The following is a 14100-nucleotide window of genomic DNA, read 5'->3' on the forward strand; positions in this document are numbered from 1 at the left end:
ACGAACCACCTTCGATGACGTCGTGTGACACCCTGATTTCTCGGGTCGGAGCGGGATCCTGCACGCTTGATCCCGTACCCGCCGCGCCCGCTGCGCTGCGTTCCACCCGCACATCGATCATGAGGAGCATCATGACCTTCAAGAAGCGCGGCCTTCTCGCCGCCTCGTTCACCTCGCTCGCGCTGGCAGCCACGACGGCGCTCGCAGGCTGCTCGGCCCCCGCAGCAACGGAGGGCGGCGACAGTGCATCCGAGACCGTGCGCATCGGTGTTGTCGGCGCGAGCGATCCTTACTGGGAGACCTTCACCGCGGCTGCCGCCGAGGAGGGCATCGAGGTCGAGCTCGTCGACTTCACCGACTACAACCAGCCGAACCCGGCGCTGAGCGAGGGCGAGCTCGACCTCAACCAGTTCCAGCACATCGTGTACCTCGCCGACTACAACGTGGCGAACGACGACGACCTCGTGGCGATCGGCTCGACCGCGATCTACCCGCTCGGCGTGTTCTCGACCAAGCACGACAAGCTCGCCGACATCCCCGAGGGCGGCACCGTCGCGATCCCCTCCGATCCGACGAACCGCGCCCGCGCGCTGAACGTGCTGCAGGCGGCAGAGCTCATCAAGCTCAGCGACGGCGGCAGCCTCTTCTCGACCCCCGACGACATCGACGCCTCGGCGTCGAAGGTGAAGGTCACTGAGATGGACGCCTCGTTCACCGCGACCTCGCTCGCCGACGTCGATGCCGCGGTCGTGAACAACGACTTCGTTACCGACGCGGGCCTGAAGTTCGACGAGGCGCTCTACCAGGACGACCCCGAGGATGACGGCGCGAAGTACTTCATCAACATCTTCGCGGCGCGTGCCGAGGACAAGGACAACGAGACCTACAAGAAGCTCGTCGAGATCTACCAGACCAACCAGGATGTGCAGGACGGCGTCTTCAAGAACTCGGGCGACAGCGCGATCCTCGTGCAGACCCCGGTCTCGGAGCTGCAGCAGATCCTCGCCGACTCCGAGGCTCAGGTTCGCGACAACAAGTAGCCGCGCTGCGCGCAGCGCGAGCAGCGATTAGGATCGGGGCGTTCGGTGATACCGGGCGCCCCGATCCGCATCCGCAGCAAGCAGGAGGGAGACCGCGCATGACGCGAGTCCAGTTGATCGGCGTCTCGAAACGCTACCCGGGCCGAGGGAAGGGTGCGGAGCCTGTGGTCGCCGTCGACGACGTCTCTATCGATGTCGCCTCCGGCGAGATCCACGCCATCATCGGCTACTCCGGCGCCGGCAAGAGCACGCTGCTACGGCTCGTCAACGGGCTCGAGCAGGCGAGTTCGGGGCGCATCCTCGTGGGCGACGACGAGATCACCAGCCTGCCCGAGGCGAAGCTGCGTGCGGTGCGCGGCCGCATCGGCATGATCTTCCAGCAGTTCAATCTGTTCCACTCGAAGCGAGTCTCGAGAAACATCGAGTATCCACTCGTGGTGGCGGGCGTCGCGGCGGCCGAGCGCAAGCGGCGCGTGGCCGAGCTGCTCGACTTCGTCGGCCTCGCCGACAAGGCCGAGGCCTACACCGATCAGCTCTCCGGCGGCCAGAAGCAGCGCGTGGGCATCGCCCGCGCCCTCGCCACGAACCCGGGCGTGCTGCTTGCCGACGAGGCCACGAGCGCGCTTGACCCGCAGACTTCGCAGGAGGTGCTCGCGCTGCTGAAGCGCGTCAATCAGGAGTTCGGGATCACGATCATTCTCATCACGCACGAGATGGAGGTGGTGCGCGAGATCGCCGACCGCGTCACCGTGATGGACGGGGGCCGCGCGGTGGAGCAGGGCGGCGTCTTCGATGTCTTCTCGAGCCCGCAGAGCGCCACGACGAGGCGCTTCGTTTCGAGTGCGCTGCCCACGGAGCCCGAGGCTGAACATCTCGAACAGCTGCGTGAGCGTCATCGCGGCCGGCTCGTCACCCTGACTTTCCGTGATGGCAATGTGGATCAGCCTGTCGTGTTTCGCACGCTCGCCGAGCGCGGCGTCGGCGTTAGCATCGTGCACGGCGGCATCACGGACGTGGGCGGACGCAGCTTTGGCAAACTCACCCTCGAACTCATTGGCGAGGAGCTGCGCGTCGAGCACGCGATCGCGGCGCTCGCGCAGGAAACCGACCTGGAGGTGCTGGCCTGATGGACAAGCTCATCGAGCTGCTCGCAAACGGCAAGTTCCTCGAGGCGACGATCCAGACCCTCGTCTATGTCGTCTTCGCGATGGGTATCGGGGGTGTGCTGGGCCTCGTGATCGGTGTGCTGTTGACGGTCTCCCGGCAGGGCGGCATCCTGCAGAACCGAGCGCTGTACTGGATCTTGAACTTCCTCGTGAACTTTTTCCGGCCGATCCCGTTTGTCATCCTCATCGCGGCGATCCAGCCCCTCGCGCGCATCGCTGTGGGGACCGGCATCGGCGACCGCGCCCTGATCTTCGTACTTGTCTTCGCCGCGACCTTCGGCATCGCCCGCCTCGTCGAGCAGAACCTGCTCACCGTGCCGCCGGGAGTGATCGAGGCGTCTCGCGCGATGGGCGCCGGGCCGCTGCGCACGATCCTCACGGTGCTCATTCCCGAGGGTCTTGGCCCGGTGGTGCTCGGCTACACCTTCGCGTTCATCGCCGTGGTCGATATGACCGCGATGGCCGGTGTGATCGGCGGCGGCGGTCTGGGTAATCTCGCGCTGCAGTACGGGTACCGGCAGTTCAACCCGTGGGTGACGTGGGCTGCGGTGCTCATCATCATCGCGATCGTGCAGCTCGTGCAGCTGCTCGGCAACGTGATCGCGCGCAAGCTGCTCAGGAGGTAACCGGTGTCATTTAGGATCAGCACTCTCAGTGATCTGCAGCGGATCGCGGAGGAGTTCTGGCCGGCTGCGACTGCAGAGGGCTGGGATCGTGTCGGCCTCATCTCAGGGGCCGGCAACGCACCGCTACGGCGGGTGCTGCTCGCCGTCGATGCTGTCGCGGCGACCGTGGATGAGGCGATCGAGCTGGGAGCCGACGCACTGCTCACCCACCATCCGCTGCTGCTGCGCGGCGTGCACACGATCGCCGAGGACACGGCGAAGGGCGCGTTACTCGCGAAGCTCATTCGCGGGGGCTGTGCGCTGCTCTCAGCGCACACGAACGCGGATCAGCCGGAGGGGGGTGTCTCAGCGGTGCTTGCCGAACGCCTGGGGCTCGCTCACGCTGAGGCGATTGTGCCCGCGGTCGGCCCACGGCCCGGCGAGGTGTTCGGTGTGGGGCGCGTCGGTGAACTCTCGGAGGCGATCTCGCTGCGTGCGTTCGCCGAGCGGGTCGCTGCGATCCTGCCCGCTACTGTTGGTGGTGTGCGCGTTGCCGGTGACCCGGAGCGGCCGGTGCGGCGCATCGCGTTGCTCGGCGGCGCGGGCGACAGTCTGCTCGATCACCCGTCGGTGCGAGGCGCCGACGTCTACCTCACCTCGGATCTGCGCCACCACCCCGCGCAGGAGTCGCTGGAGCAGTCACTGACGGTGGGCGGCCCGGCTCTCGTCGACGTCGCTCACTGGGCCAGCGAGTCGCTGTGGCTTGACGGCGCTGCCGAGCGGCTGTCGGCCAGGCTGCCCGGTGTTGAGTTCATGGTGAGTCGTCGACGCACCGATCCGTGGAGCTTCGCCGTGGGCGGGCCCGCGAACTGAACGGCGCTGCGTCGGGCGGAGCGCCGCACTCCGCTGCCTCGGACAACACCGTGCACCGGACCGGTGCGCGGCGAACGCTCTGAGAATTCGGCACCGTCTGCGGGAACCTCGGCCAGTGCCGCCCCGGTAGGCTGGAGCCATGAAAGCCAGCCCTCGCCAGCAGCAGCTGCTGCTCGACCTGCAAGACCTCGACAACACGATCGCCAGGTTGCGCCGCAAGCGCAGCACGCTGCCCGAGCGGGCGGAGCTCGAAGGGCAGAGCGGTGAGGCTGGTGAGGCCAGAAATCGTTTCATGGCGGCGCAGCGCGACCTCGACGCGCAGAACGCAGAGATCGCACGCCTCGAGACCGATGTGCAGCTCGTGCGCCAACGTCGGGAGCGCGACGAGGAGCTGATCGCCGTCAGTACCTCCTCGAAAGAGGCTCAGGCGCTGCAGCACGAACTCGACACCCTCGCACGGCGGCAGAGCGAGCTCGAAGATCGCGAGCTTGAAATCATGGAGGTGCAGGAGCGGGCGCAGGCCGAGTTCTCAGCCGCGCAACAGGTGCTCGCAGGAGTGGACGAGCGACGCGCCGCGATCCGCGCCAAAATCTCCGAAGCCGAGCAGCGCATCGATCAGGATCTCGCGACATACACGGCGGAGCGGGCAGGGCTCGCAGCCGAGCTGCAGCGCGATCTGCTCGATCTCTACGAAGAGCTGCGCGGTCGCCTCGGGGTCGGGGCGGCACGGTTGCGCGGTGGGGTTTCCGAGGCGAGCCACATGGCGCTGACGCCCGCCGAGCTCAGCGATATCCGGGCCGCCGCGCCTGACGAGCTGGTCTTCTGCCCGGGAACGGGCGCGATTCTCGTGCGGGTCGAGGGGGAGTAGACTGGTCGCCGGAACGGGCCGGCGGACGGTCGCGTCGCAGCGCTTCGGCGCATGCGCCGAGGAACGTCCGGGCTGCACAGAGGAGAACGGTGGGTAACACCCACCCGGGGCAACCCGCGAGAAAGTGCAACAGAGAGCAGACCGACCTCCCGGTGCAAGCCGGGAGGCACGGGTGAAAGGGTGGTGTAAGAGACCACCGGCGTCTGTGGTGACACGGGCGGCCAGGCAAACCTCGTTCGCAGCAAGGCCAGACAGCAGGCGTTGACGCTCCTCGCCGAGCCTGCGGGTAGGCCGCTAGAGGGTACTGGCAACAGTGCCCCGAGAGAGATGACCGTCACCGGCCGCTTCGGCGGCCGGGACAGAACCCGGCGTACAGCCGGCCCGTTCCCCCTCTGCTCACTCCGAGACGGTGAGCAGCTCGAAACCGTTCTCGCGCACCACGATCGTGTGCTCGAACTGGGCGGTGATGCTCTTATCCCGCGTGGTGACGGTCCAGCCGTCGTCCCACTGATCCCACTCATGAGAACCGAGCGTGAGCATGGGTTCGACGGTGAAGACCATGTTCGGCTTGATCACGTCGCCGTAGGCGGGAGCCGAGTCGTAGTGGGGGATGATGAGCCCGGAATGGAATGACGAGCCGACGCCGTGCCCGGTGAAGTCGCGCACCACCCCGTAGCCGAAGCGCTTCGCGTAGGTCTCGATGACCCGTCCGATCACATTCACCTGACGGCCGGGCTTCGCCGCCTTGATGCCGCGCATCATCGCTTCGTGGGTGCGCTCGATGAGGAGATCGACATCTGCGGCAACCTCGCCAACGCGGAAGGTGCGGTTGGTGTCGCCGTGGAAGCCGTCGAGGTAGGCGGTGACGTCGACGTTCACGACGTCGCCCTCACGCAGCACGGTGTCATCGGGGATGCCGTGACAGATGACCTCATTGACGGAAGTGCACGAAGAGGCGGAGTAGCCGCGGTAGCCGAGCGTCGACGGGTAGGCGCCGTGGGACACGACGTACTCGTGCGCAATCCTGTCGAGCTCCGCGGTGGTGATTCCTGGGCGCACCGCAGCTCCGACGGCATCGAGCGCGCCGGATGCGATGCGGCCGGCGGCGCGGATACGCGCGATCTCGTCTTCGGTGTAGGTGTCGTCACCGGTGTACGCGGGCGGCACGGCGAGGCCGACGTATGGTGGGCGAGCGATGTGCTGCGGCACCGTGCGCGGCTGCGGAGTGGATCCCGGAATCAAATGACCGTGTGCGTCGAAGGGCATACCTCTAGTCTATGAAGTGAGCCCGATGCTTCGGGCCCGGATCCTCCGGGTGCCGACGGGTGTCGAAGAACGCGCGATCCGCGCTGAGCGAGGAGGCCACGATGAGCAAGCAGGACTGGGGAGTCGACGACTCCGAGACCACGTACTGGTACAACACGCGCACCGGGCAGGTCGAGGAAGGGCCGCAGTCGCTCGGAATCGATCGGATCGGCCCGTTCGCAACGCGCGAAGAGGCGGAGAACGGCCCCGCCAAGCTGCAGGAGCGCGCCCGGGAGTGGGCCGAAGAAGACGCCAGAGAAGATTCGTAGGCGACAGTGCACCGCTCCCCGAAACACTGATGTCACAGGGGCGCGCTAGTCTGTCCATGACCGTCAACTGAGCGAACGGAGCCGGCGTGAGCAAACAGCGCGATTTTGTTCTTCGCACCATCGAGGAGCGGGGCGTCAAGTTCGTCAGGCTCTGGTTCAGCGATGTCTCTGGCACCTTGAAGTCAGTGGCGCTCGCGCCTGCCGAGGTCGAGGGTGCGTTCAGCGAGGGCATCGGCTTCGACGGCTCTGCCATCGAGGGGCTCACCCGCGCCTACGAGTCCGATCTGCTCGCGGTGCCCGATCCGTCGACTTTCCAGCTGCTGCCCTGGCGCAGCATGTCGGCGCCAACCGCACGCATGTTCTGCGACATTCGCACCCCCAACGGCGAACCCGCCGTCGCCGACCCCCGCAACGTGCTCAAGCGCACCCTCGCGCAGGCTGCCGAGCAGGGGTTCACCTTCTACACTCACCCCGAGATCGAGTTCTACCTGCTGAAGTCGGCAGAGTACGGCCCGGAGGGCCCGATCCCGGTCGACCGCGCGGGCTACTTCGACAATGTGCCCGGTGGCACCGCCCACGACTTCCGCCGTGAGAGCGTTGCGATGCTCGAAGAACTCGGCATTTCAGTCGAGTTCAGCCATCACGAGGCCGGCCCCGGCCAGAACGAGATCGATCTGCGCTACGCCGACGCCCTCACCATGGCCGACAACATCATGACCTTCCGCACCGTGGTGAAAGAGGTCGCCATTTCGCAGGGCGTGCACGCCACCTTCATGCCGAAGCCGCTCGTCGGGCACCCCGGTTCTGGTATGCACACCCATCTCTCGCTCTTCGAGGGCGACACGAACGCCTTCTATGATCCGGGCGCCCTCTACCAGCTCTCGCAGACGGGCCGCCGCTTCGTGGCGGGTCTGCTGCGACACGCACCAGAGATCACTGCCGTCACCAACCAGTTCATCAACTCCTACAAGCGTCTCTGGGGCGGCGACGAAGCGCCCTCCTTTGTCAGCTGGGGGCACAACAACCGCTCGGCGCTCGTGCGGGTGCCCATGTACAAGCCCGGCAAGGGCGGTGCCGCACGCGTCGAATACCGCGGCATGGACAGTGCAGTGAACCCCTACCTGGGCTTCTCGGTGCTGCTCGCCGCTGGTCTCAAAGGCATCCGTGATGAGTACGAGCTGCCGCCCGAGGCCGAGAACAACGTGTGGGCGCTCAGCGACGGCGAACGCCGTGCGATGGGCTTCGATCCGCTGCCCACGAGCCTCGACCACGCCCTCGCGGTGATGGAGCGTTCCGAACTGGTTGCCGAGACGCTGGGCGAGCAGGTGTTCGCCTACCTCATTCGAGACAAGCGGCGCGAAGTGAGCGAGTACCGCTCGCAGGTCACACCCTACGAGCTCGGCTCGATGCTCGACACCATCTAAGGGGCATCCCAGCGTGGTCGAGCCGACAGTCCTGCGCCTCGCCGAAGTGGCGCGTGCTGGCTTCAGGGAGCTCTCCTCCGCGCGAGGCGAGCTGCACGCTCTCGCCGAAGCGCTCCAGGCGCCCGTCGGTGCACTGCTCGAGGCGTATGCACGTGCGGCCGATCCCGACGCCGCGCTGATCCGCATCAGACATCTCGCCGATGCCCACCCCGAGCAGCTGCGGGCGCTCAGCAGCTCGCAGCTGCGGCGGCTCTGCCTGCTCATCGGTGCCTCACCGGCGATGGGCGACTTCTTCGCCAGGCGCCCCGAGCGGCTCGGCGAGATTCTCGAGCGCGGTGGCCGGGTGATCAGCGCCGAAGAAGCGCGCACCGCGCTGCTTGACGCGGTTGTCGACACCAATGCCGATGGCGGGGACGGCGCCGGCCAGGTGCGCGCAGCTGAGGCCGGCTGGAACGCGCTGCGGGTACGCTACCGCGAACTGCTCGCCGAACTGATGCTTTTCGATCTGAGGCGCGGCGCCAAAGGCGATGCGCCCGCCGTCTTCGAAGAGGTCGCGCTGTCGCTGTCAGCGCTCGCCGGTGCTGCGATCGAGGCCTCACTCGCGGTGGCACGGGCCACCCTCGCAGCTGGCGGAGCCGGCCCACAGATCGCACCCGAGCGTATTGCCGCCGCGCAGCTCGCGGTCGTCGCGATGGGCAAATGCGGGGCAGAAGAACTCAACGTGGTCTCCGACGTCGACGTGGTCTTCATCGCCGCAAGCGCAGATGAAGACGTACTCGACGGTGATGCGCTGATCCGCGTTGGCACCCGCCTCGCGAGCGAAACCATGCGAGGGATCCACGATCCGTTGCTTGAGCCGCCGCTGTGGCAACTCGACGCCAATCTGCGCCCGGAGGGGCGCCACGGTGCCCTCGTGCGCACGCTCGGCTCGATGCTCAGCTACTACGAGCGCTGGGCGAAGGCGTGGGAGTTCCAGGCCCTGCTAAAGGCGCGGCCCCTCGCCGGCGATCTCGCACTCGGCGGCGAGTTCGTGGAGCGCACCCGGCAGTTGGTGTGGGCGTCGGCGTCGCGCGAAGATTTCGTGGGCTCGGTGCAGCGTATGCGGCAGCGCGTCACCGAACACATCGCAGACGACGAGCTCGAAGTGCAGCTCAAGCTGGGCCCCGGCGGCTTGCGCGACATCGAGTTCAGCGTGCAGCTGCTGCAGCTTGTGCACGGCCAATACGATGACCGTCTGCATCTGCGCGGAACGCTGCCGGCGTTGCGCGCGCTTGTCGAGGGCGGCTACGTGGCTCGCAGTGACGGCGACAGGCTCGCCGCCGACTACCGTTTTCTGCGGGTGCTCGAACACCGTTTGCAACTGCGCGAGCTGCGTCGTACCGCGATCATGCCCACCGACGATGAGGCGCTGCGGGTGCTCGCCCGCGCTTCCGGCCTCGCGTCCACCGGCACCGACATGCTGCAGCGCTGGGAGCGCACCAAGCGTGAAGTGCGCGAGCTGCACCTGAAAATCTTCTACGCGCCGCTGCTGAGCGCGGTCGCAGCCCTGCCCGAAGAAGAACTCGTGCTCGGCAGCGACGAGGCGCGCGCACGTCTCGTGAGCATCGGCTTCCGCGATCCTGACGGGGCGATGCGGCACCTCGCCGCGCTCACCCGCGGCACCTCCCGGCGGGCGCGCATCCAACGCAATCTCATGCCGGTGCTGCTGCAGTGGCTCGCCGAGGGCACCGACCCCGATTTCGGTCTGCTCGCGTTTCGCCGCGTGAGCGAGGCGAACAGTGAAACGCCCTGGTATTTGCGTCTGTTGCGCGACGGCACGGAGGCCGCCGAACGGCTGACCCGGGTGCTGTCGTGCTCGCGTTTCGCCGCCGAGCTGCTCGAGTCCCTGCCAGAGTCGGTGGCGTGGCTGGAGCGCGATGAGCAATTGCGCCCCGTGGGCCGTGATCAACTGTTTGCTGAGATGCGTTCGCTCTCATCACGCCGTGACGGCGCAGAGGCAGCTGCTGCTGCGCTGCGCACGGTGCACCGGCGCGAGGTGCTGCGGCTGGCGATGGGCAGGGTGACGGGGGTCATCGGCGAGGCCGAGGTTGCTGCGGGGCTTGATGCGGCGCACACTGCGCTGCTCGACGCGTTGCTCACCGCGATCAGGCTCGATGCTGCCGCGAAGTGGGAAGGCGAACCGCTTGAGGTCGCGCTTGTGGGAATGGGCCGTTACGGCGGGGGAGAGCTCGGCTTCGCCTCCGATATCGATGTGGTCGCGGTGTTCCGCGCGCCTGAGGGGGTGGCTCCGGATCTCGCTTCTCGTGAGGGGGTGCGGCTGATCTCGGAGCTGCGCCGGCTGGTTTCGGATCCGCGTTTCCCTGTCGACCTCGATTTCGATCTGCGGCCCGAGGGGAAGAACGGCCCGCTCGCTCGCAGCCTTGAGGCGTACCGCTCCTACTATCGGCGTTGGTCGGTGACGTGGGAGGCCCAGGCGCTGCTGCGCGCCAGGGTGGTGGCGGGTGATGCCGCGCTGGGCGCCGATTTCATTGCCTTGGCCGATGAGATCCGCTATCCCACGGAGTTCGGTGACGCTGAGGTGCGGGAGGTGCGGCGGATCAAGGCCCGCGTCGAGGCGGAGCGGCTGCCGCAGGGGGCGGATCCGCGCCGGCATTTAAAGCTTGGCCCTGGCGGCATCAGCGACGTTGAGTGGTTGGTGCAGTTGCTGCAGTTGCGCGAGGGAGCTCGCTTCGAAGCATTGCGCACGGTTTCGACGTTGCGCGCTTTGGCGGCGGCGAGCGAGCTCGAATTGCTCGATCCGATCGATGCCGAGCACCTTGCCGACTCGTGGCGGTTCGCGAGCCGGGTGCGCAGTGCCTTGAAGCTGTGGACGGGCCGTTCTTCTGATTCTTTGCCTGTCGATCGGAGCGATCTTGATGGCATTGCCGGGGTGCTCGACCTGCCTCGGGGCCGCACATTCGAGCTTGAGGAGCGTTGGTTCGCGGTGTCCCGTCGTGCCCGCACCGTCTTCGAGCGCGAGTTCTTCGGTTACACGGATCAGGACGTGCGCTTCCCACTGCCGTGACCTCGTTCACCGTCACGATACGCAATATCATCGCGAAGTTCACGCTCAGGTCTTCCCTACAGCGTTACCGAAGCGTAATCTGATCGTTATGCAGTACCTACAGTCATTTCTCGAGGCCCTCCTCGCTGAAGACGGTGCTGAGTTCGAAGACGAACTCGAATCCTGATCGGTGAGCCACGCGACAGCGACGTCGCCTGACACGAAAGAGCGAAGCCCCCGGCCCTGCGGCCGGGGGCTTCTGCTGTGCCGGATGGCTCGGCTTGATAGCCTGTCTTGGTGAACGCGATCGTGACGGGGTCTGATGGAATCGCTCGCTGCGGCTGGGTCGGAGACGACCCGGAGTACCGCCGCTACCACGACGAAGAGTGGGGTATTCCGCTGCGGGGAGACCGTGCGCTGTTCGAGAAGATGTCGCTGGGAGGTTTTCAGGCGGGGCTCTCGTGGATCACGATCCTGCGCAAGCGGCCCAATTTTCGTGAGGCATTCGCAGGTTTCGAACCAGCCAGGGTCGCAGAGTTCGATGCCGATGACGTTGCTCGTTTGATGGCCGATGCCGGCATCGTGCGCAATCGCGCGAAGATCACCGCCGTGATCGGCAATGCTGCTCTGGTGCGTGACATGCGGGGAGGCGAACTTGACTTGCTGATGTGGTCGTTCGCGCCTTCGGGTGACGCTGCCCGCCTGCGCCCCGCTTCGATGGCGGAGGTGCCTGCCACCACGCCCGAGTCGACGGCACTGAGCAAGGAGCTGCGCCGGCGGGGTTTCCGGTTTGTGGGGCCGACCACCATGTACGCGCTGATGCAGTCGGCCGGCATGGTCGACGACCATCTCGCGGGGTGCTGGCGGGCTTCCGAAGCTCCGTTGTAGAGCATTCCTTGGGAAACCCTGTCCGGGCGGCTACGCTGAGGCCATGAGCGGTCTCGATCTCATTCCCGCAGGTACAACGTTTTCTGCCGACGAAATCACGCATTGGCAGGGGAAGACTAACGGTGGCCGCACGCTCGAGCAGGCTATTTCGCAAGCTGATGTTCTCGTGACCACCCCGCATTCAGGTTCCGCAATTCCTGAAGAGATCGCGGAGTTCATCTCACCCGCTCTCACTCGACGCTTGCAGAATGACTTCTCGGACGTTGCCACGGCAGGCGTTGTGAAGCGCTGGGCCGAGATCGATCCTCGAATTGTTGCTGTGATCAACCAGCATCCGCGTCTCGTGCGCGACCCGAATCGCGCGAAGCCAGATGACGTGCGCGCGAAGCTAGCCGAGGCGATTGCGCGCGTGAGGGCGGCGGGTCCCTGGCAGAGAGTTGACCTCACCGGTGTTGATGCGATCCGGCCGGTGACCTTCTCCTTCTTTCCAATAATTGAGATTCCCGAGAACTCCGCAGACCTCGATCGGCTGGTTGACGCGTTCGCTACCACCGCTCAGCAAGGTGTCGACGTCTACCAGCGCACCTGTGAAGATCTCGTAGACAGATTCGTAGCTCGCGGGCTCGAACATGGAGGCAGCTTCACCCGACTCTCGTTTCACGACACGATGAACACCACCACCACACGAGAGGGAGCGGTGAACGTCGAGCGCCTGCCCCAAGATCGGCTGCCAAGAGTGGTGGCTCTGTCGAACCGAGGTGATGCTCGCGGCGAGTCGCGAGCCCCCGACGATCCTCCGACCATGCTCCCTGCAGCGCTCAGACGCCTGGCCGAGTCACACCGGGAGGGCTTCCAAGTACGCGAGCCTGAAGATGTCGCGCTCAACCAGCCATACCTCGGAAGCCAAGAAATTCTTGTCGACGGCCAGAAGTTTCGAGACCTCGCGGAGGAAGCCAGAGCAGCTGGACTTGTGCTCGGAGCGGTACAGGCAGAGTTTCTTCGTGAGTTTCTGCTCGGTGAAGCTGCGGCCAAAGAGCTCCACCGGCCCGGAATTGACTGGGTCGACGAGGATCAGGCGCACATCGATATGATCGCCCGCAGCTGTATGCGATCGTGGAATCTGTTCCGCGAAAGTGCATGATCTGACGGGAGCGTAGCGCTACCCACCCCAGAGCGCACCGAACAATGCGCCGAACGCAATGGTAATCGCAGCCAGAACCAACGTCGGTACGAAGAACGAGTGGTCGTAGAGCTTGGTGCCGAGTTTCGTCGAGCCAGAGGTGTCGAAGTTCGCGGCGGCAATCTGCGAACCATTCGTAGGCAGAAGATAGATACCTGCAAATGCTCCGGCCCACATGCCCGACAGCAGTCCGAGCGGTACGCCTGCAGCCAAGCCAATGGGCACGATGGTGCGGGTGGCGGTTGACTGGCTCGTTGTGAGAACGCAGACGAGGAAGATGCCGAGCGCGAAGATCCACGGGGCGACCTCTACGAGCGCGCCAACACCACCAGCGATGAGATCGGTGTGCGCCGAAAGGAAGGTGTCGGTGAGCCAGGCGAGACCGAAGAGCGCAATTGCCGACACCATGCCTGCTTTGAACACTGTTGTGGTCGGTATCTCCGCGACTTTCGGGCGAGAAACGAGCAAGATGATCGTGCCGACCGCAAACATCACGATTTCAATAATCGGCGGCATAGAAACTGGGTCACCGGCTCCGTCGAGTGGGCGCAGACCTTTCCAGAGCCCGAATATGACGATGGCAACAACGCCAAGGAGAAAGACCAGCGCTGCATTGCGCCCCGACTTGGTGACAGTAACATTTGCCTGGACAGCGGCCCCAGAGTCCCCAGGCGGTGGAATCTCTCCTGACGTGATCTTCGCCTGGATCTCAGGATCCGCGGAGATCTCCGCGCCGATTCGATTGACGATGAAGCTTGACAACACGATGCCCACGATGGCAGCTGGAATGGTCACCTTTAGGATATCGATGAGCTCGAAATTCCAGGGCGCGACATCGGTGAGCGTGACCATTGCTGCCATTGCAGCTGACACCGGGCTGCAGGCGAGGGCTACACCAGTCGCGACTACTGAGAGCGACAGCGGCCGCGAGGGGCGAATGCCATTGCGATACGACAGATCTTGGATGACAGGCAGCAACGGGTAGAGAATGTTCGAAGTGCCGGCTCCGACTGAGAATACGAAGGAGACGAGCGGGGCGACGAGCGTGATCTGCTTGGGGTTCTTCGCGATGAGTTTTGCAGCCACGGAAACGAGCCAATCGATGCCACCGGCGGCCTGCATCATCGAAGAGGCGAGGACGACTGAAAGCACGATGAGCAATGCGTCTACCGGCGGGTTTCCGGGTGTGAGCCTGAAGACGAATACGAGGATCGCTACACCTGTGCCGCCCCAAAGCCCAAGCCCAACACCGCTGGAGCGTGTGCCCATTACGATGCAACCGAGTACGACCAAAAGTTGGGTGATGAACAGAACGGTTTCCATGAGCGGCTCCCCTTCGAGTCTCAATGCCTTGAGGTCAGCGTAGTACCGCGGCTGTTCAGACACCGCACGAAAAGCCTCGAGATAATGCCGCAGCACCTCCAACCGTATGCGGTCGC

General features: G+C 65.4%; 12 protein-coding genes and 1 other RNA gene. 11 read left to right on the forward strand and 2 right to left on the reverse strand.

All coding sequences use genetic code 11. The annotated features are described in order from the left end of the window. The first annotated feature begins 131 nt into the window (after positions 1 to 131). The 6 genes from WFL22_RS03970 to rnpB all read left to right on the forward strand — a co-directional run bounded on the left by WFL22_RS03970 (position 132) and on the right by rnpB (position 4941). A complete protein-coding gene (locus tag WFL22_RS03970) occupies positions 132 to 1040 on the forward strand; it encodes a MetQ/NlpA family ABC transporter substrate-binding protein (protein WP_336991568.1) in 909 nt (302 codons plus the stop codon). Positions 1041 to 1138: 98 nt separating this feature from the next. After that, entirely contained in the window at positions 1139 to 2167 is a 1029-nt protein-coding gene (locus tag WFL22_RS03975) for a methionine ABC transporter ATP-binding protein (RefSeq protein ID WP_336991569.1), read from the forward strand. Beyond that, positions 2167 to 2832 (forward strand): methionine ABC transporter permease, encoded by a 666-nt coding sequence (locus tag WFL22_RS03980; RefSeq protein ID WP_336651024.1) that lies wholly within the window; start codon positions 2167 to 2169, stop codon positions 2830 to 2832. The genes WFL22_RS03975 and WFL22_RS03980 overlap by 1 nt, the downstream gene beginning before the upstream one ends. 3 nt (positions 2833 to 2835) lie before the next feature. Beyond that, complete coding sequence (locus WFL22_RS03985) at positions 2836 to 3684, forward strand: Nif3-like dinuclear metal center hexameric protein (RefSeq protein WP_336651023.1); 849 nt, start codon at positions 2836 to 2838, stop codon at positions 3682 to 3684. Between the two features lie 139 nt (positions 3685 to 3823). Next, positions 3824 to 4552: a zinc ribbon domain-containing protein gene (locus WFL22_RS03990; protein ID WP_336651022.1), complete on the forward strand. Its 729-nt coding sequence runs from the start codon at positions 3824 to 3826 to the stop codon at positions 4550 to 4552. Positions 4553 to 4565: 13 nt separating this feature from the next. Continuing rightward, positions 4566 to 4941: RNase P RNA component class A (rnpB, locus tag WFL22_RS03995), an RNA gene on the forward strand. Positions 4942 to 4948: 7 nt separating this feature from the next. Here rnpB and map read toward each other — a convergent pair. After that, the gene (gene map, locus WFL22_RS04000) at positions 4949 to 5818 is read right to left on the reverse strand and encodes a type I methionyl aminopeptidase (RefSeq protein WP_336651021.1); all 870 of its coding nucleotides are present in this window, start codon (positions 5816 to 5818) and stop codon (positions 4949 to 4951) included. Positions 5819 to 5919: 101 nt separating this feature from the next. Between map and WFL22_RS04005 the strand changes: the two genes are divergently transcribed. From WFL22_RS04005 to WFL22_RS04025, 5 genes are all read left to right on the forward strand, one after another. Next, the gene (locus WFL22_RS04005; RefSeq protein ID WP_336651020.1) at positions 5920 to 6126 is read left to right on the forward strand and encodes a methionine aminopeptidase; all 207 of its coding nucleotides are present in this window, start codon (positions 5920 to 5922) and stop codon (positions 6124 to 6126) included. A gap of 86 nt (positions 6127 to 6212) precedes the next feature. Continuing rightward, complete coding sequence (locus WFL22_RS04010; RefSeq protein ID WP_336651019.1) at positions 6213 to 7550, forward strand: glutamine synthetase family protein; 1338 nt, start codon at positions 6213 to 6215, stop codon at positions 7548 to 7550. 13 nt (positions 7551 to 7563) lie between these two features. Next, positions 7564 to 10614, forward strand: a complete 3051-nt coding sequence (locus WFL22_RS04015; protein WP_336651018.1) for a bifunctional [glutamine synthetase] adenylyltransferase/[glutamine synthetase]-adenylyl-L-tyrosine phosphorylase — start codon at positions 7564 to 7566, stop codon at positions 10612 to 10614. A 276-nt stretch (positions 10615 to 10890) separates the two neighbouring features. Next, complete coding sequence (locus WFL22_RS04020) at positions 10891 to 11481, forward strand: DNA-3-methyladenine glycosylase I (protein WP_336991570.1); 591 nt, start codon at positions 10891 to 10893, stop codon at positions 11479 to 11481. Between the two features lie 43 nt (positions 11482 to 11524). Beyond that, positions 11525 to 12622 carry an N-formylglutamate amidohydrolase gene (locus WFL22_RS04025; RefSeq protein ID WP_336991571.1) on the forward strand — a complete coding sequence of 366 codons (1098 nt, stop codon included), beginning with the start codon at positions 11525 to 11527 and terminating at the stop codon, positions 12620 to 12622. A gap of 18 nt (positions 12623 to 12640) precedes the next feature. Here the strand turns inward: WFL22_RS04025 and WFL22_RS04030 are convergent, their stop codons facing one another. Next, positions 12641 to 14080, reverse strand: coding sequence for an anaerobic C4-dicarboxylate transporter family protein (locus WFL22_RS04030; protein WP_336991572.1), 1440 nt, complete (start codon positions 14078 to 14080; stop codon positions 12641 to 12643). Positions 14081 to 14100: the final 20 nt, after the last annotated feature.

The organism is Leucobacter sp. VD1 (genome assembly GCF_037150695.1).
Classification (GTDB): domain Bacteria; phylum Actinomycetota; class Actinomycetes; order Actinomycetales; family Microbacteriaceae; genus Leucobacter.

Excerpts from the sequence above, each read along its gene's own strand:
- WFL22_RS03990 (WP_336651022.1), top strand. The coding sequence starts at position 3,824 with ATGAAAGCCAGCCCTCGCCAGCAGCAGCTGCTGCTCGACCTGCAAGAC.
- WFL22_RS03975 (WP_336991569.1), top strand. The coding sequence starts at position 1,139 with ATGACGCGAGTCCAGTTGATCGGCGTCTCGAAACGCTACCCGGGCCGA.
- WFL22_RS03980 (WP_336651024.1), top strand. The coding sequence starts at position 2,167 with ATGGACAAGCTCATCGAGCTGCTCGCAAACGGCAAGTTCCTCGAGGCG.
- WFL22_RS04005 (WP_336651020.1), top strand. The coding sequence starts at position 5,920 with ATGAGCAAGCAGGACTGGGGAGTCGACGACTCCGAGACCACGTACTGG.
- WFL22_RS03970 (WP_336991568.1), top strand. The coding sequence starts at position 132 with ATGACCTTCAAGAAGCGCGGCCTTCTCGCCGCCTCGTTCACCTCGCTC.
- map (WP_336651021.1), bottom strand. The coding sequence starts at position 5,818 with ATGCCCTTCGACGCACACGGTCATTTGATTCCGGGATCCACTCCGCAG.
- WFL22_RS04025 (WP_336991571.1), top strand. The coding sequence starts at position 11,525 with ATGAGCGGTCTCGATCTCATTCCCGCAGGTACAACGTTTTCTGCCGAC.